Source organism: Lentzea sp. HUAS TT2, assembly GCF_051853195.1.
Taxonomy (GTDB): Bacteria; Actinomycetota; Actinomycetes; order Mycobacteriales; family Pseudonocardiaceae; genus Lentzea.
Genome location: NZ_CP196667.1, coordinates 9,136,859 through 9,154,287 on the forward strand (window position 1 = coordinate 9,136,859; position 17,429 = coordinate 9,154,287).

At 69.0% G+C, this 17,429-nt stretch carries 16 protein-coding genes; 4 read left to right on the top strand and 12 right to left on the bottom strand.

Annotated features, from left to right (window positions below):
• Window position 1 precedes the first annotated feature (1 nt).
• The gene (locus ACSHWB_RS43120) at window positions 2–1,495 is read left to right on the top strand and encodes a PIN-like domain-containing protein (protein ID WP_439659105.1); all 1,494 of its coding nucleotides are present in this window, start codon (window positions 2–4) and stop codon (window positions 1,493–1,495) included.
• Between the two features lie 3 nt (window positions 1,496–1,498).
• Here ACSHWB_RS43120 and ACSHWB_RS43125 read toward each other — a convergent pair whose 3' ends face one another.
• From ACSHWB_RS43125 to ACSHWB_RS43155, 7 genes are read right to left on the bottom strand one after another with little or no spacing between them, the layout of a single operon-like run.
• Window positions 1,499–2,176 carry a response regulator gene (locus ACSHWB_RS43125; protein WP_439659106.1) on the bottom strand — a complete coding sequence of 226 codons (678 nt, stop codon included), beginning with the start codon at window positions 2,174–2,176 and terminating at the stop codon, window positions 1,499–1,501.
• Window positions 2,173–4,686 (bottom strand): DUF4118 domain-containing protein, encoded by a 2,514-nt coding sequence (locus ACSHWB_RS43130; RefSeq protein ID WP_439659107.1) that lies wholly within the window; start codon window positions 4,684–4,686, stop codon window positions 2,173–2,175. The genes ACSHWB_RS43125 and ACSHWB_RS43130 overlap by 4 nt, the downstream gene beginning before the upstream one ends.
• Window positions 4,664–5,191 (bottom strand): potassium-transporting ATPase subunit C, encoded by a 528-nt coding sequence (locus ACSHWB_RS43135; RefSeq protein ID WP_439659108.1) that lies wholly within the window; start codon window positions 5,189–5,191, stop codon window positions 4,664–4,666. Before ACSHWB_RS43135 ends, ACSHWB_RS43130 begins: the two co-directional genes overlap by 23 nt.
• A gap of 3 nt (window positions 5,192–5,194) precedes the next feature.
• Window positions 5,195–7,144 (bottom strand): potassium-transporting ATPase subunit KdpB, encoded by a 1,950-nt coding sequence (kdpB, locus tag ACSHWB_RS43140; protein WP_439659109.1) that lies wholly within the window; start codon window positions 7,142–7,144, stop codon window positions 5,195–5,197.
• Window positions 7,141–8,763, bottom strand: coding sequence for a potassium-transporting ATPase subunit KdpA (gene kdpA, locus ACSHWB_RS43145; protein ID WP_439659110.1), 1,623 nt, complete (start codon window positions 8,761–8,763; stop codon window positions 7,141–7,143). Before kdpA ends, kdpB begins: the two co-directional genes overlap by 4 nt.
• Window positions 8,763–8,861, bottom strand: coding sequence for a K(+)-transporting ATPase subunit F (kdpF, locus tag ACSHWB_RS43150; protein ID WP_090063996.1), 99 nt, complete (start codon window positions 8,859–8,861; stop codon window positions 8,763–8,765). Before kdpF ends, kdpA begins: the two co-directional genes overlap by 1 nt.
• The gene (locus tag ACSHWB_RS43155; RefSeq protein WP_439659111.1) at window positions 8,858–8,998 is read right to left on the bottom strand and encodes a hypothetical protein; all 141 of its coding nucleotides are present in this window, start codon (window positions 8,996–8,998) and stop codon (window positions 8,858–8,860) included. Before ACSHWB_RS43155 ends, kdpF begins: the two co-directional genes overlap by 4 nt.
• A gap of 231 nt (window positions 8,999–9,229) precedes the next feature.
• Between ACSHWB_RS43155 and ACSHWB_RS43160 the strand changes: the two genes are divergently transcribed.
• Entirely contained in the window at window positions 9,230–9,934 is a 705-nt protein-coding gene (locus ACSHWB_RS43160) for a hypothetical protein (protein ID WP_439659112.1), read from the top strand.
• A gap of 66 nt (window positions 9,935–10,000) precedes the next feature.
• On the opposite strand, the gene ACSHWB_RS43165 is transcribed toward ACSHWB_RS43160, so the two are convergent.
• The gene (locus ACSHWB_RS43165; RefSeq protein ID WP_439659113.1) at window positions 10,001–10,375 is read right to left on the bottom strand and encodes a hypothetical protein; all 375 of its coding nucleotides are present in this window, start codon (window positions 10,373–10,375) and stop codon (window positions 10,001–10,003) included.
• 123 nt (window positions 10,376–10,498) lie between these two features.
• Here ACSHWB_RS43165 and ACSHWB_RS43170 point away from each other — a divergent pair, with 123 nt between their 5' ends.
• Window positions 10,499–11,503 carry a hypothetical protein gene (locus ACSHWB_RS43170; protein WP_439659114.1) on the top strand — a complete coding sequence of 335 codons (1,005 nt, stop codon included), beginning with the start codon at window positions 10,499–10,501 and terminating at the stop codon, window positions 11,501–11,503.
• On the opposite strand, the gene ACSHWB_RS43175 is transcribed toward ACSHWB_RS43170, so the two are convergent.
• The gene (locus ACSHWB_RS43175) at window positions 11,500–12,345 is read right to left on the bottom strand and encodes an alpha/beta hydrolase (RefSeq protein ID WP_439659115.1); all 846 of its coding nucleotides are present in this window, start codon (window positions 12,343–12,345) and stop codon (window positions 11,500–11,502) included. The genes ACSHWB_RS43170 and ACSHWB_RS43175 overlap by 4 nt on opposite strands.
• Window positions 12,346–12,447: 102 nt before the next feature.
• Here ACSHWB_RS43175 and ACSHWB_RS43180 point away from each other — a divergent pair, with 102 nt between their 5' ends.
• On the top strand, window positions 12,448–13,290 hold the full coding sequence (locus ACSHWB_RS43180; protein WP_439659116.1) for a helix-turn-helix transcriptional regulator: 843 nt from the start codon (window positions 12,448–12,450) through the stop codon (window positions 13,288–13,290).
• On the opposite strand, the gene ACSHWB_RS43185 is transcribed toward ACSHWB_RS43180, so the two are convergent.
• The 3 genes from ACSHWB_RS43185 to ACSHWB_RS43195 all read right to left on the bottom strand — a co-directional run bounded on the left by ACSHWB_RS43185 (window position 13,272) and on the right by ACSHWB_RS43195 (window position 17,396).
• On the bottom strand, window positions 13,272–14,231 hold the full coding sequence (locus ACSHWB_RS43185) for a zinc metalloprotease (protein WP_439659117.1): 960 nt from the start codon (window positions 14,229–14,231) through the stop codon (window positions 13,272–13,274). The two genes, ACSHWB_RS43180 and ACSHWB_RS43185, sit on opposite strands and share 19 nt — an antisense overlap.
• Window positions 14,232–14,300: 69 nt before the next feature.
• Entirely contained in the window at window positions 14,301–15,404 is a 1,104-nt protein-coding gene (locus ACSHWB_RS43190) for a winged helix DNA-binding domain-containing protein (RefSeq protein WP_439659118.1), read from the bottom strand.
• 15 nt (window positions 15,405–15,419) lie between these two features.
• Window positions 15,420–17,396 carry an MMPL family transporter gene (locus tag ACSHWB_RS43195; RefSeq protein WP_439659119.1) on the bottom strand — a complete coding sequence of 659 codons (1,977 nt, stop codon included), beginning with the start codon at window positions 17,394–17,396 and terminating at the stop codon, window positions 15,420–15,422.
• Window positions 17,397–17,429 lie beyond the last annotated feature (33 nt).

Consider the following 17,429-nt stretch of genomic DNA (forward strand, 5'->3'; position numbering starts at 1 on the left):
CGTGACGGATGGCATCTTCGACGGTTTCGAGGACTACCGGACGCCGACGTCCGACGACTACAAGAACACGCTGACCAACGGCATGGTCGTGTTCGACGCCAACGTGCTGCTCAACCTCTACCGGTTCAACAGCACCACGCGGGCCGACCTGATCAAGGTCATGCAGTCGCTGGGCGACGGCCTGTGGATTCCCCACCAGGTGATGCGCGAGTTCTGGCGCAACCGCGAGTCGGTCATCGACCAGCTGGGCGAGACGCCGAAGGAGTCGCTCGCCAAGCTGGACAAGGCACGCCAGGACGCCGAGGAGGCCGTGCGGGCCTGGAGCAACCGGATCTACCTGCCCGAAGGCGAGCGCAACGACCTGCTCACCAAGCTGAACGGCGTGTTCCAGGCCGTTAGGGGGACGATCAGCGAGCAGGCCGACGCCAACGCGCACCCGCACGACACCAACAACGACGCCATCGTCACCACGCTCGACTCGATCCTCACCGGCCGGAAGGGCTCGGCGGTGCCGGTCGAGGACCACGAGGCCGCCGTGGCCGAGGCCGAGCGCCGGATCGCCGCCAAGGAACCGCCCGGTTACCTGGACCTGGACAAGACCGCCCCGGAGAACCGGGCCGGTGACTACCTGGTCTGGAAACAGGTGCTGCTGGAAGCCGAGCGCCGCAAGTGCGACGTGCTGCTGGTGACGAGCGACGCCAAGGACGACTGGTGGAGGCGGAGCAAGGGTCAGCTGCGCGGCCCCCGGCTGGAGCTGATGGCGGAGTTCCGCCGGAGCACCGGGCGCCGGCTGTTCATGATCCAGCCGTCGGAACTCATCAGGCGGGCGGACTCGCTGACGGACGTGCACGTGAACCCGAAGTCGGCCGACGACATCGAACGCGTCGAGAAGACCGCCGCCGGCTCGGTGCCGCCCGAGGTGGCCAGGGAACTCATGGCAGAGATCTGCCGCAGGATCGAAGAGACAGGGGAAGTGAATCTGACGACGGCGCAGGAACACCGCGCCATCAACGAATGGATCGCCGACCCTGCGATCGGGGGTGTGCTCGCCGAGCACTTGCCCTCGGACGAGATTCACTTGTGGCTCAGGAATGAAGCAATTATGGGCCAGTGGCGCGCCCTTCACGGATTCGGCCCGTACACGGACCTGGTAGCGGTGCGCTATCAAACACCTGCCGAGATCGTCGACGAAACCTGCGGGCCGAACTGGTACCTACGACGACCTGAAACCACGAAAAGCATGCAGTCAGGTTGTCTTGCGACTAACGGCACCGATGTGCGGTATGTGTGCTGGGGCTCTGAAACAATGTTCGACGAATTGCTCCGCGCCGTCGCGCGCAGCCAGGACACCACGACCGTCCGGCCGATGATCGTGATCATGCAGCACGCGGAGCCCGTCGAGTTCGAGTACCTCAGGTCCGCGGCCGACGATGCGGGAGCCGACCTGGTCTACCTGAGGAAGATCCTCACCCCGAATCCCGATCACGCGGGCTGACCCTCACACCTCGAAGCGGTACCCCATCCCCGGCTCGGTGATGAGGTGCCGCGGGTGGGCCGGATCGTCCTCCAGCTTGCGCCGCAACTGGGCGAAGTAGACGCGCAGGTACTGGGACTCGTTGACGTGCATCGGCCCCCACACCTCCTGCAGCAGCTGCTTCTGCGACACGAGCCGGCCGGGGTTGCGTGCCAGGATCTCCACCAGGCCCCACTCGGTCGGCGTCAGGTGCACCTCGTGGCCGTCGCGCCGGACCTTCTTCACGGCCAGGTCCACGACGAACGACGACGTCTCGACCACCGGATCGCCCGCCTCGCGCGCCACGTTGCGGCGCACGGCGGCGCGCAACCTGGCCAGCAGCTCGTCCATCCCGAACGGCTTGGTCACGTAGTCGTCGGCGCCCGCGTCGAGCGCCTCGACCTTGGCCGACGAGTCGGTGCGCGCGGACAGCACGATGATCGGGATCGTGGACCAGCCGCGCAGGCCGGCGATCACGTCCACGCCGTCGATGTCGGGCAGGCCGAGGTCGAGCACGACGACGTCCGGTTTGCCCGCGACGGCGACACCCAGCGCGGATCTGCCGTCGTAGGCCGTCATCACGTCGTAGCCCCGCGCGCTGAGGTTGATCCTCAACGCGCGCACGATCTGCGGTTCGTCGTCGACCACCAACACTGACGTCATCCGGAAGTCTCCTCGTAGGCGGGCAGCGAGATGACCACGGTCAGTCCCCCGCCCGGTGTGTCCTCGGCGCTGATCTCCCCGCCCATGGCGGCGGTGAAGCCCTTCGCGACGCTCAGCCCGAGCCCGACACCCGGTGTGGCGGAGCGGTCGCCGAGGCGTTGGAACGGCGCGAACACCTTGTGCCCGGCCTTCTTCGGCAGTCCGGGCCCGTGGTCGACGATCCGCAGCTCGACGGACGATCCGTGGCGGCTGGCGCGAATCGCCACCGGCGACGGACTGCCGTGGCGCAGGGCGTTGTCCACCACGTTCGCGACCACGCGCTCCAGCAGCCCCAGGTCCGCCAGCACGGGCGGCAGGTCCTCGGCCACGGCCACCGACACCTCTCCCCCCATGCCGGCGAGCGCCCTGGCCACGACCTCGTAGTAGCCGACCGGCCGCAGCACCGGCTCGACCGACCCGGTCGCGAGCCGTGACGAGTCCAGCAGGTTGTCCACCAGGCCGGTCAAGCGGTCGGCGGACTCCTCCACGGTCTCCATCAGCTCGGCGACGTCCTCTTCGGACAGTGGCAGCGACGCGTCGCGCAGGCTCCCGATCGCGGCCTTGATCGACGTCAGCGGCGTGCGGAGGTCGTGGCCCACCGCCGACAGCAGTGCCGTGCGCAGCTCCGACGTCTCGACCTTGCGGTGCGCGTCCCGCGTCTCGTCGGCCATTCGCTGCTGCCGCAACGCCATCAGCGCCTGTCCGGCCGCCGCCTCCAGCACCCGCTGGTCGCTCGCGGGCAGCACCCGGCCGCGCAGGGCCAGGTGGATGTCGGAGGTGACCATCACGTCCGCGTCGGCGTCGTCCGGGTCGTCGCAGGGCCGCGGTCCCACGCAGGAGACGCGTTTCCACGCGCCACCACGGCGTTCGAGCAGCGCCACCGACTCCAGGCCGAAGTTCTCCCGGATCTTCTCCAACAGGCGCGCCAACGGGTACGGGCTCGTCAGCACGGTCCGCGAGTAGGAGGCCAGCAACGCGGCCTCGGTCCGTGCCCTCGCGCCCTGTTCCGCCAGCCGCGCCGCGCGGTCGACCGTCAGCGCCACCACGGTCGCGACGATCACCATGGCCGCCAGCGTGATCACGTTCTCCGGCGTCTGCACGGCCAGGCTGTAGTAGGGCTCGGTGAAGAAGTAGTTCAGCAGCCCGGCTCCGAGCACCGCGCAGAACAACGCGGGTCCCAGCCCGCCCGCGATCGCCACCACGCACGTGACCAGCAGGAACGCCACGAGATCCGTCGAGAAGTCCAGCTCGTCGCGCCACAGCATGCCCAGCGCGGCGACGGCGGCCGGCAGCACGAGCGACAGCACCCAGCCCGTCGCACGACGTTTCCACGACAACGGGTCCGCGCCGGCCTTCCAGCGCAGACCGCGCCGCGACTCGTCGTGCGTGACCATGTGCACGTCGATCGCACCGGACTTCTGCACCACGGCCGCGCCGATGCCCTCGTCGAACGCCCGCGCGATCCGTGACCTGCGCGAGGTCCCCAGCACGAGCTGGGTGGCGTTGACCCCGCGGGCGAACTCCAGCAACGCCGTCGGCACGTCGTCGCCGACCACGGAGTGGAAGGTCGCGCCGACGTCCTCGGTGATCTTGCGGGAGCGGGCGATGTGCTCGGGCGTGACGCCGGAGAGTCCGTCGCCGCGCATCACGTGCACGACCAGGAGTTCCGCGCCCGCCCTGGTCGCGATCCGGCGGGCGCGGCGGATCAGCGTCTCGCTCTCCGGGCCGCCGGTGATGGAGGCGACGACCCGTTCCCTGGTCTCCCAGGTGTCGGTGATCTCCTTCTCGCTGCGGTAGCGCTGCAACGCGACGTCGACCTGGTCCGCCACCCACAGCAACGCCAGCTCGCGCAACGCCGTCAGGTTGCCGAGCCGGAAGTAGTTGCCCAGCGCGGCGTCGATCCGGTGCGCGGGATAGACGTTGCCGTGCGCCAGACGCCTGCGCAGCGCCTCCGGCGTGAGGTCGATCAGCTCGACCTGCTCGGCGCGGCGGACCACCTCGTCCGGCACGGTCTCCCGTTGCCGCACACCGGTGATCCGCTCCACCACGTCGTTGAGCGACTCCAGGTGCTGGACGTTGACCGTGGACAGGACGTCGATGCCCGCTTCCAGCAGTTCCTCGACGTCCTGCCACCGCTTCTCGTTGCGCGAGCCCGGCGCGTTGGTGTGCGCGAGCTCGTCGATCACGGCGACCTCGGGCCTGCGCTCGAGGATCGCGTCCACGTCCATTTCGGACACTTCGAGGTCGCGGTGCCGCATCACCCTGCGCGGCACCACCTCCAGGTCCCGCAGCAGGGAGGCGGTCTTGTCGCGGCCGTGGGTCTCCACGAGCCCGACGACCACCTCCGTGCCGCGCTCCCGGCGCCGGTGGGCCTCGCCGAGCATGGCGAAGGTCTTGCCGACGCCGGGAGCGGCGCCGAGGTAGATCCTCAGCTCACCCCGGCGACCGTCAACGGGCGCTGTCGATGGCACGGTTCAGCGCAGTCACGTTGACGGTGGTGGTGAAGGTGCCGTGAGTGTTGGCAGCGACCAGCTCGCGGACCTTCTCCACGGACAGCCCGGACGCGCGCGCCACGCGGGGCACCTGCAACGCCGCGTAGTCCGGGCTGATGTGCGGGTCGAGGCCGGAGGCGGACGCGGTGACGGCGTCCTGCGGGACCTGGCTCTCGGGCACGCCCTCGCGTTGCGCGATCTCCGTTCGGCGCTCGGCGATGACCTTGGTGTAGTCCTCGTTGATCTCGCTCTTGTTCGACCCACCGGACGCGGGCAGCGTCGCGGCGGACGGCCTCGGGACGAAGTACTGGTCGCCTTCGCGGACGACCGCGACCAGCGTCGTGTCCGCGGCCTCGGCGTTGGCGTGCAGGCCGGGGATCCGCGAGATGCCCCACACCGACAGCGGGTAGAGCACACCGAGGAGCACCGTGAGGGCGAGCAGGATCCGCAGACCCGCCCACGACTGCTTCAGGAAGTTGTTCATGGTTCAGCCGATCCCGGGGATGAGTCGCACGAGCAGGTCGATCAGCCAGATCCCGGCGAACGGCGTCACGACGCCGCCCAGGCCGTAGATCAGCAGGTTGCGCCGCAGCAGCGCGCTGGCGCTGGACGGCCGGTACCGCACACCCTTGAGCGCCAGCGGGATCAGCGCCACGATGACCAGCGCGTTGAAGACCACCGCCGACAGGATCGCGGACTGCGGCGTGGCCAGGTGCATGATGTTGAGCTTGTCCAGCGCCGGGTAGATCGCCGCGAACATCGCCGGCAGGATCGCGAAGTACTTCGCCAGGTCGTTCGCCACGGAGAACGTCGTCAGCGCACCACGCGTGATCAGCAGCTGCTTGCCGATCTCCACGATCTCGATGAGCTTGGTCGGGTCCGAGTCGAGGTCGACCATGTTGCCGGCCTCCTTCGCGGCCGACGTGCCGGTGTTCATCGCGACACCGACGTCCGCCTGCGCGAGTGCGGGCGCGTCGTTCGTGCCGTCACCGGTCATCGCGACCAGCCGCCCGCCCTCCTGCTCCTTGCGGATCAGGGCCATCTTGTCCTCGGGCTTGGCCTCGGCGAGGAAGTCGTCGACCCCGGCCTCGTCCGCGATGGCCTTGGCGGTCAACGGGTTGTCGCCGGTGACCATGACCGTCCGAATGCCCATCGCGCGCAGTTCGGCGAAGCGTTCCTTCATGCCGGGCTTGACCACGTCCGACAGCCGGATGATGCCGAGCACCTTGTCGTTCTCGGCCACGACGAGCGGGGTGCCGCCCTGGGCGCTGATCTCGTCCACGATCTCGCGGGCGGTGTCGCTCAGGTCGAACGCGGACGCGGCGCCCTTGCGGATGCTGCGCTCACCGAGGTCGATGCCGGACATGCGGGTCTGCGCCGTGAACGGCACGAACTCGCCGGTCTTCTCGTGCTCGGTGGCCGGTTGCCCGCCCGCCAGCTCGAGGATGCTGCGGCCTTCCGGGGTGTCGTCGGCGAGGCTCGCGAGCCGGGCGGCCGCGACGAGCTCCTCGTCGGAGGCCGGGCCGACCGGGATGAACTCGGTCGCACGCCGGTTGCCCCAGGTGATCGTGCCGGTCTTGTCGAGCAGCAGCGTGTCGATGTCGCCGGCGGCCTCGACCGCCTTGCCCGAGGTGGCCAGCACGTTGCGCTGCACCAGCCGGTCCATGCCGGCGATGCCGATGGCCGAGAGCAGCGCGCCGATCGTCGTCGGGATCAGGCAGACCAGCAACGCGGTCAGCACGACCACCGACTGCTCGCCGCCCGAGTAGATCGCGAACGGCTGCAGTGCCACGACGGCCAGCAGGAAGATGATCGTCAGCGTGGACAGCAGGATCGTCAGCGCGATCTCGTTCGGCGTCTTCTGCCGTTCCGCGCCTTCGACCAACGCGATCATCCGGTCCACGAAGGACTCGCCGGGCCGCGTCGTGATCCGGACGACGATCCGGTCGGACAGCACGGTCGTGCCGCCCGTGACCGCGCACCGGTCGCCGCCGGACTCGCGGATGACGGGCGCGGACTCACCGGTGATCGCCGACTCGTCCACGGTCGCGATGCCCTCGACCACGTCACCGTCGCCGGGGATCACCTCACCCGCCTCGACGACGACCAGGTCGCCGATCTTGAGCTCGGTGCCCGCCACGACGTCGCCGTTGACGAGCCGGGCGACGGCGTCCTTCTTCGTGCGCCGCAACGAGTCCGCCTGTGCCTTGCCGCGTCCCTCCGCGACGGCCTCCGCGAGGTTCGCGAACAGCACGGTGAACCACAGCCACGCCGCGACGGCGATGGTGAACACGCTCGGGTCGGTCACCGCGAACACGGTGACCAGCAGCGAACCCACCCACACGACGAACATGACGGGACTGCGCAACTGGTGGCGCGGGGACAGCTTCTTCAGTGCCTCGGGCAGTGCGGCCGCGAGACCGGGCTTGGTGGTCACAGCAGTGCCTCCGCGATGGGACCGAGAGCGAGAGCGGGAACGAACGTCAGCGCGGCGACCAGCACGATCGCGCCGGTCAGCAGCGTCGCGAACAACGGCCCGGTGGTGGGTAGCGTGCCCGCCGTGACCGGCACCTTCTTCTGGGCCGCGAGGGATCCGGCGAGCGCCAGCACCGCGATGATCGGGATGAACCGGCCGAACAGCATGCACAGGCCGAGTGACGACTGGAACCAGTCGTTCGTCACCGTGATGCCGGCGAACGCCGACCCGTTGTTGTTCGACGCCGACGCGTAGGCGTAAAGGATCTCCGACAACCCGTGCTCTCCCGGGTTGTTCAGCGCGCCTTGGGTGCTCGGCAGGATCGCGGCGATCCCGGCGCCGATCAGCAGCACGGTCGGCATCGCGAGGATCGAGACCGCGGCGGCCGTGACCTCCTTGCGCCCCAGCTTCTTGCCCAGGTACTCGGGCGTGCGGCCGACCATCAGACCCGCCAGGAACATCGCGATGATCGCCATCACGAGGATGCTGTAGAGCCCGGTGCCGACACCGCCCGGCGTCATCTCGCCGAACAGCATGTTCAGCAACGCCGCGCCACCACCGAGACCGGTGTAGCTGTCGTGCAGCGAGTTGATCGCGCCGGTCGACGTGCCGGTGGTGGCGTCGGCGAAGATCGCGCTGCCGGGGATGCCGAACCGGAGTTCCTTGCCCTCCAACGGCCTCACACCGGCGGCCTCCGCGGCCCAGATCACCGCGAGCATGGCGGTCCAGATGACGCCCATGACGCTCAGCAGGACGTAACCCTGCTTCCTGTTGCCCACCAGCTGACCGAACGTGCGGGTCAGCGCGACCGGGATCACCAGGATCAGGAAGATCTCGATCAGGTTCGTCCACTCGTTCGGGTTCTCGAACGGGTGCGCGGAGTTCGCGTTGAGCACACCGCCACCGTTGGTGCCGAGCTCCTTGATGACCTCCTGGCTCGCGACGGGTGCGTTCGCCACGAGCTGCCCGTCAACGTCCACACCGGACTTGAGGCTCATCGTGACACCGAACGCGATCAGCACGATCGCACCGATGAACGCGATCGGCAGCAGGATCCTCGTGGTGCCGCGGACCAGGTCGACCCAGAAGTTGCCGAGCCGGTCCGTCTGGCTCCGCACGAACCCGCGGACCAGGGCGATGGCGACCGCGAGGCCGACCGCCGCTGACACGAAGTTCTGCACGGTCAGGCCGATCATCTGGACCGCGTGGCCCATGACCGCCTCGGGCACGTACGACTGCCAGTTCGTGTTGGCCACGAAGCTGATCGCCGTGTTGAACGCCATGCCGGGACCGATGTTGCCGCGGTCGAAGTCGAACGGCAGCAACGACTGCGCGCGCTGGATCACGTACAGGAACACGATGCCGACGAACGAGAAGCCCAGCACGCCGTACGCGTAGGTGCTCCACTTCTGCTCGGCGTCCGGGTTGATCCGCGCGAAGCGGTAGATGGCCTTCTCGGCGCGTAAGTGGCTCTTGGCGGTGAACACGCGAGCCATGTAGTCGCCGAGGGGCCGGTACGCGACCGCGAGGGCCGCGACGAGGATGCCGACCTGCAGGAGGCCGGCCACGAGAGGTGACATCAGAACTTCTCCGGCCTGACGAGTGCGATGAACAGGTAGACGATCAGCCCGAGCGCGATCACACCGGCGACGGCGTTCGCGACAAGTCCCGTGCTCACAACTTCTCCAGTCCACGCACCGTCAGGCCGAGCACGACGAAACTCCCGATCAGCAGCAACGCATAGGCCAGGTCGGCCATGACGCCGCTCCCTTCAACGACAAGGTCTTCTTGATGACGCACGGAAGCTTGCGGCACGAAATGCCTGATCAGGGGGTGCCTGACAACGTCCTTACGGGGGTGGGGCCGGCTTTTACGCGTTCTTGAGGCCGGGGAGACCTGGGTCTCATCCGATAGGGCTCATCGCGGTCACGATCCGTGAGATCGACGGCCAACGACACCCGAATCGTTACCCAACGTGATAACACCGGCTCGCCTGCCGACGACGTAACGGCCACAGCGTCCGAACGGCGTAACGAGGAGGCCTCCATGGCGACCACGTTCTGGGCTTGGGTCGTGTCCGCTCTCGTCATCGTGCTGCTCGCGGTGGTGATCCCCAGCCGCATCGGTGCGCAGAACGTCCTGCGCGACGCCCGCGGCCGCTACAGCCTCTCGCGGGTGCAGGTGATGGCGTGGACGGTCGTGCTGCTTTCGCTCATCACCGGCATGGCGTTCGGCCGGTTCGCGGCCGGGCAGGTCGACGTGGCCGGGTTCGTGATCCCGCAGCAGGTGCTGTGGCTGCTCGGCGTCTCGCTCGGCTCCGGTGTCGTGGCGGGGGCGATCAAGGTCGCCAAGAGCACGAGCCGGCCCGAGTCCGTGGCGGCCTACCCGCGTGGTGAGGAAGGCGGGCGGTTCTGGGAGATGCTGACCGTCGAGGAGGGAGCGTCGGCGGGCCGGTCCATCGACCTGGCGAAGTTCCAGAACTTCGTCATCACCGTGCTGCTGGTGCTGCTCTACGTCGCGCAGGCCGTCTCGGCGCTGCGGGCCGTGGACAACCCCGCGGGGATCGCCGGGCTGCCCGTGTTCTCCGAGGCGCTGCTGGTGCTGCTCGCGGTGAGCCACGCCGGGTACCTGCTGGGCAAGATCCCTTCGCCGGCCGGGACTCCCGAGGGCGGCACGATGGCCGAGCGCCTCGCTTCCGTTGTATCGGAGGAGAATGTGGCGAAGGTCGTCCCCGAGGTGCGCACCGCGTGATATCCACTCACGCGTGATCGACCCAGTGCGCCGCGGCGAGACGTGGCACCGGCCTGCCAGGTCCGGCTACCCGGATCCCTTGAAGATGCTGGGGTACGTGTGGCCGGTGGTCGAGGAGCTGCGGGGCAAACCCCGCGAGCAGTGGCCGGAACCGGGTTCGCTCGCGGACGCGCTGGTGGAGCTGGCGGAGTACTTCGAGGAGGCCGGGTGGGACGACTTCGCCCTGCGGACCCACCACGAGGTGCTGGAGTTCCGCCGGCAGCTGGGTGACCCGGCGAAGCTGCGGCTGGTGCTGACCTCGTTGCGCGACAACCTCATCCGGCAGGAACGGTACGAGGAGGCGCTGGAGGTCGCACGGGAGGAACTGCCGCTGGCGCTGAGCCTGGCCGTGCCGGGCGACAGCACCACCAGTATCGCCAACACGGCCCGGTACTGGGTCACCGATCTCCTGGGCACGCTCGGCAGGCACGCAGAGGCCGCCGAGAACGCCCGGCTGGCCGTCGCCGAACTGGACGGCCAGGAACTGGTGCCGCACAGGCTGCCGGGCTACGACCTCGCGCACGCTTGGCTGGAGTACGCACATCGCCTCGCGAAGATCGGGGACTACGAGCAGGCTGCGGAGTTCACCGCGCGAAGATCGGGGACTACGAGCAGGCTGCGGAGTTCACCGCGCGGAGTGCGGCGTTCTGGCGGCAGCGCGGTCCGGGGCGGAACATCAACGCGCACAGTGCTTTCGAGGAGCTCGGCCTCCTGCAGGTGCGCCTGGGCCGGTTGGCGGAGGCCCGCGCGTCCGCGGACGAGGCCGTGGCGGTGCTGCGGGAGCACGCGGAGACCGACGGCGACCAGCTGTCCCTCGACGACCTCGCCGGAGGACTCCACAACCACGCCAACCGCCTGCGCGACCTGGGCCACTTCGAGGAGGCGGTGGAGGCCGCCCAGGAGTCGGTGGACCGCTACCGCGCGTTGCTCGCGGGCACCGAACACCCTGCCAGGGTCATGCGGGCGGAACTGCGGCTCTCGGTAGCACTCGTCAGTCTCGGCAGCAGGCTGCACAACGTCGGCAGGCTCGACGAGTCGCTCGCCGCCAGCGACGAGGCCCTCGCCCTCGCAACGAAGCACGAGGACCGCGAGCTCGGCCGCAGGGAGCTCGCGCGGGCGTGGAACAACCGGGCCGGCCTCCTGATCGCGCGCGGTTCCCACGCCGAGGCCCAGGAAGCCGCCGCCCTCGGCATCGAGCTGAACCAGACGGACGACGGAAAGGCCCTGGCGCGCAACACCTTCGCCCTGGCCGCTGCACATGCGGGGTCACTCGACGCCGCGCTCGAAGCCTCGTCGCTGGCGGTCACCCACTACCGGGAACGGCACGCGGAGAACCCGTACGAGCACGGCTACCTGCTGGCCGACGCGCTCACCGACCACGCCGTCGTGCGGACCCTCCGATCCGAACGCACCGAGGCCTCGGTGGCGATCACCGAGGCCCTGGCGATGCTCGAGGAACTCGCCGCGCACAACCCCGCCCGCTACCAACGCGAACTGGACCACGCACGTGAGGTCGCCGGCAGGATCTAGAGGTTCTTGCCGAAGAACTCCGCCACCCGCTCGACGACCTGCGGCACGTACCTGTCGTACAGGTCGACGTGCGTGGCGCCGTCGACCCAGTGGAACTCCTTGGCACCGCCCGCTTTCTGGTAGGCCTCCACGCTCATCCACGACGTGACGGCCTCGCGACCGGCCACCAGCAGCAACGGCCGCGGCGCGATCAGGTCGACCGCGCGGAACGCGTCGAACGCCGCGATGCGTCCCACGCTGCTCCACGTCACCGTCTTCGCTGAACGCGGGTGCTCACCGCGTGGCGTGCAGTAGTACTCCCAGCCCTCGAACGAGTGCAGGCCTCCCGCTCGCGCCTGCTCGCCGGTCTCCGGGAAGAGCGTGAAGCCGCCGTCCCGCACCTGGTCCAGCATCCCTTGCAGCACAGCGGGATCCTGGGTGCCGTCCGCGCCGAACCGGAACTGGCGGGCGATGTCGGCCAGGCTGACGGTGGCGATCGCCTTGATCCGGTGGTCGGTCCCCGCGGCGGCCACCCCGTACCCGCCGGACGCGCAGATGCCGAGCACGCCCACGCGTTCGTCCAGTCCGCTGAGGAACGTCACGGCCGCCCGGATGTCCTCGACCCGTTGGAACGGGTCCTCCAGGCCGCGCGGCTCCCCCGCGCTCTCGCCCTGGTATGCGGCGTCGAACGCCAGCGCCAGGAAGCCCTGTTCCGCGAGCCGCTGTGCGTACAGTCCCGCCGTCTGCTCCTTGACGCCGGTTCCGGGATGCCCGACGACGATCGCGCCACGCGGGGCACCCTGCGGCCGGTGGAGGTGGCCGGCGATCTCGAGTCCGTTGCTGAGGAAGGTCACGTTTTCCATGTCCGCAACGGTCGTCTTCGGGTGCCCGGCCCAACCAGGGACAGCCCAGCCTATGCACACCAGTACCAGGCACATGGCCACGAGAACACGGACACTGGAGGCATGAACGAACTGGGCGAGTTCCTCCGCACCCGCCGCGCCGCCGTGGACCCGCAGCACGCGGGCTTCCCCGACGACGGCAGGACCCGGCGCGTCCCTGGTCTGCGCCGCGAGGAACTGGCCCACCTCGCGCACGTGAGCGTCGACTACGTCGTCCGGCTGGAACAGGGCCGCACGAAACGGGTCTCCCGCACCGTCCTCGACGCACTGGCCGACGCGCTCCAGCTTGCGACGGACGAGCGCGACTACCTGTTCACCGTCGCGGACGTCGCCCCGGCGAGGCAGGAGGCCGCACCCGAGGTCGCCGCGCGGCTTCAGCAGCTGCTGGACGGCATGCCGGACATCCCGGCGATGGTCCTGCACCGCCGCATGGACGTGCTCGCCTGGAACCGCGGAGCCGCGGCACTTCTCACGGACTTCGAGGCGCTTCCCGCGCCACGGCGCAACCTGATCCGGCTGACGTTCCTCGACCCTGCGTTCCGCGCCCTCTACGGCGACTGGGAGCGCTCGGCCAGGGAATGTGTTGCTGTGCTGCGGATGGAGGCGGGCCGCACCCCGCACGATCCCGCGCTGAGCTCGCTCGTCGGCGAGCTGAGCGTGCGGGATCAGGACTTCCGCACGTGGTGGGCGAGCCATCAGGTGCGCGGGCCACGCCAGCTCGTGAAGACCTACCACCACCCGGTCGCGGGCGAGCTCACGCTCGACGTGCAGCAGTTCACTGTGGACACTCACCCGGACCAGCTGCTCGTCGCCTACACCGCGACGGACGACGCGTCACGGGAGGGCCTGCGCTTCCTTCTGCTGTCGGCGCAGGCCCTCCCGTCAGATCACTTGCCGGCGCGGTAGGCCGTCCAGGCGCTCTGCATGCGGGTGTTCTGACCAGGGGTGAACTGGTTGTAGCAGTCGTCGTAGGAGTAGTCCATGTAGTTGTGGATCGGGTCCAGGCCCGTCCGCGAGCAGGAGTCGCGGCCCTCCGGGCAGCCCGAGGTGGAGCTGGTCTGCGCCGGGGTGTCCGAGACCTCGTCGTTGGTCGCGGTGCAGCCGCCCTGGAAGGTGTGCCAGAGGCCCATCCAGTGCCCGACCTCGTGCGTCACGGTCTTGCCGAGGTTGAAGTTGACCTCGGAACCGCCGGGGACGGTGGCGTAGTCGACCACGACGCCGTCCATCTTCGGGTCGCCCTTGTACCAGCTCGGGAACGTCGCGAAGCCGAAGCCGTCGATGTCGGCGAACCAGATGTTGAGCGTCGCGGCCGTGCCGACGCGGGTCTGGGTCTTCATCGCGCGCTCGGTGGAGGCGTTGTCCGCACCGCCGTTGAACCACGTGTTGTTCTGGTAGCGCTTGGTCTGCTGCAGCACGAACTTGAAGCCCGTCTTCGCCGCGGCGCTCGACTCGACGCCCGCGAAGCCGTCGTTGAGGACCTTGAGCTGCTTGGTGAGGGTGGCGTCGGAGATCGCGCCCTTGCCCGCGGTGGTGGTCACGACGTGGAAGACCACGTTGATCGTGCCGCCCGCCAGCGCGCTGAACTCGCCGAGCGAGTTGTTCTTCGCGATCTTGGCGCGCAGGTCCGCGTTCATCTGGGCGGCCTGGGCGTCGGAGATCTCGTTGCGGTCGTGGCCGGTGCTGCCGGGCCTGCCGCGTGCCGCCGAGTGCTCGTCGGCGTGCGTGTCGGCACATTCGACCGAGCCGACGGCGGTCGCGGCGGGGGAACCGCCGAGCAGGGTGATCGCGCCGGCCGCGAGCATTGCGGCGGCGAACGCCGGCAGCACGCGCTTTCTCGTGAGAGACATTGGACTTTCCTCCATGCAGGGTGGAGGAATAGTGACTCACGCATGGGTCCTTTGTGGATCTTGACGTATTCACACAGTACGAACGTCGTGGGCCGGAAGGCCGCTCCACCACCGTGCGTAACGCTTGTACACCTGCGGTTCGCGGTCCCCCAGGAGCTTGCGCAGCGCCGCGGCCTCCTCGGCCAGCCCGGCCCATTGTCGCTCGTCCAGGGCGTGGAACGCGGTCGCTTCCACGCCTCCGTCCTCGGTGGGGCGCCACACCCCGGCCACGTACCCGTCGACCAGCAGGGTTGGCAGAGTGTCACCGTTGTTGCGGATGACGAGTTTGCGGTATTCCTCCGGAATGATCCGGCTGCGGTCGGCGTAGGCGAGCAACGTGCTGTCCCACATGGCCATCAGCCGTGGCGGCGCCGGGGTGTCCTCGGCCGGGATCGTCCGGTTCGGAACGTCGTAGTGGTCGCCGTGCCGCACGAGGTCCAGTGATGCCAGCGCTTCCCGGATCGTGGTGCGGGGCAGCATGCTGAACTGGTTCATGTCGAGCACGGTCGCGGGCCCGAAGCCGGTGAGGTAGCGGCGCAGCATCTCCGCGACGGCCGCCATCCGTTCGCGGGGCTCGGCCGCCACGGCCTGATAGGACGGTCGCAGCCCGAACGACCACGGCCCGCCCGTCGGCGCGTGCACGAGCCCGCCGTAGGTCCGCAGCGCCCACCAGACGCCGGGCTCACCGACGTCGCCGACGTGCGAGTGCAGCAGTTCCTCGATCTCCGCCTTCTGCCGGGGCGTCGCGGCGAACTCCAGCAGGTGCTCCAGCAGTGCGTCGGCCTGCTCGACCGAGATGTTCATGCCCTTGAACCGCTTGTCGTAGAGCCGCGACGCCCTCAGCGCGGGCAGCATCGCGTGGTGGAACGCCTCGTGGTCGGCGGCCGTGACGGCGTGCAGGGTGATCCGCATCAGCGATGCCTTGCGGACCACCCCGGTCACGAACGCCTCGTCCAGATCAGCAGGGTCGAAGCCCTCGATCCGGTTCCACAGCGCGATGTAGGGCGAGGCGGGTTCCTGCGCCTGGATCGCGACGATCCGGTCCACGGCCGTCGGCAGGTCCACCGGTTCACGCCGCAGCAGCATCTGCCGGTCGAGCGTGGCGCGGTTGAGCTGACGTGCCGTGAGGGTCATGACCGGAATCCTGGCTCACCGCAGCTTCGACGGCCACCAGATTCGCCCGCCGATGTCGACCGACAGCGCCGGCACCAGCAACGACCGCACCAGCAACGTGTCCAGCAGGACACCGAACGCCACGATGAACGCGATCTGCGTCAGGAACAGGATCGGCAGCACCGCCAGCGCCGCGAACGTCGCCGCCAGCACCACACCCGCCGACGTGATCACGCCACCGGTCAGGCTCAGGCCCTTGAGCGTGCCCTCGACCGTGCCGAGTTGTTTCGTCTCCTCGCGGACTCGGGTCATCAGGAAGATGTTGTAGTCGATGCCCAACGCCACCAGGAACACGAACCCGAACAACGGCACCACGGGATCGGCGCCCGGGAAGTCGAAGACGTGGTTGAACACCAGCGCCGACACGCCCATCGTGGCCGCGAACGACAGCACGACGGTCGCGATCAGCAGCAACGGCGCCAGCAACGACCGCAGCAGCAACGCCAGGATCAGGAAGATCACGACCAGCACGATCGGGATGATCAGCATACGGTCGTGCTCGGACGTCGTCCTGGTGTCGAGCAACGTCGCCGTCGGCCCGCCCACCTTCGTGCCGTCGATGCCGTCCACTGCCGCGCGCAGCCGTTGCACGGTCTCGACCGCGGCGTCGGAGTCCGGCGCGTCCTTCAGCGTGGCCTCGATGCGCACGAGTCCGTCGACCGTGCCGGAGGGCCGCACGTCCGCGACACCGTCCACCTTGGACTTCTGCACGACCTCCGCGGTCTGGCTCTCGTTGGCGATGATCACGGTCGGCGAGCCGGTGCCACCGGGGAAGTGCCGCGACAGCACCTCCTGTCCCGCGACGGACTCGACCGGCGTCAGGAACACGTCGGACTGCGCGGTGCCGGACGCCTTGAGCTGCGGCAGGAACGCGGCTCCCACGAGCAGCACGAGGCTCGTGACGATCCAGATCGCACGGGGCTTGCGGCGCACCAGCTTCGCGACGCGGCCCCAGAGCCCGCTCGTCTCGGGGTGCTGCGAGCCGAACTTCGGTGCGAACGGCCAGAAGGCGCCACGCCCGAGCAGCGCCAGCGTCGCGGGCAGGAACGTCATCGTGGTCAGCAACGCGGCGCCGATGCCGATGGCCGCGACCGGTCCGAGGCCCTTGTTCGAGTCGAGGTCGCTGAACAGCAGGCACAGCACACCGAGGATCACGGTGCCGGCCGAGGCCGCGATGGGTTCGATCGTGCCGCGCCAGGCCGTCTTGATGGACGCGAACTTGTCCTGGGTGTCGCGCAGTTCCTCGCGGAACCTCGACACGAGCAGCAACGCGTAGTCCGTCGCGGCCCCGAACACCAGGATCGAGAGAATGCCCTGGCTTTGGCCGTTCAACGCCAGCACGTCGTTCTTCGCCAGCAGGTACACGACGAAACTGGCCAGGCCTAGCGCGAACACCGCCGACACCAGCACGACGACCGGCAGCAACGGACTGCGGTAGACCACCAGCAGGATCAACGCGACCACGGCGCCCGCGACGAGCAGCAACAGCCCGTCGATCCCACCGAACGCCTCGACGAGGTCCGCGACCTGCGCGGCAGGGCCGGTGACCAGCACCGTCAGGCCTTCCGGAGCGCCACGGGTGCCGTCGCGGAGCTGGAAGACCGAGTCCTTGACGTCGTTGCCCGGGTCGAGCAGCACGACCACCTGAGCGGCCTGGTTGTCGGTCGGCGAGGGGATCACCGGGGACGCCTGGAAGCCCTTGGCCTGGTCGGCGAGGTACTTCTTGTCCTCTTCGGTCAGTCCGCCTGACCGTTCGATCACGACGATCGCCGGGATCGCGGTCTCGCGCTGGAACTTCTTCTGCAGCTCGGCGACCTGGGTGGACTCGGCCGAGTTGGGCAGGAACGCGCTGCTGTCGTTCTCGGCGACCTCCGACAGCTTGCCCGCGTACGGCCCGGTGAAGCCGCCCAGGGCCAACCAGACGACGAGCAGTACCCCGGCGAGGACTCGCATCAGATTTTCCTTCGATCGTCGAACGTTTCGATG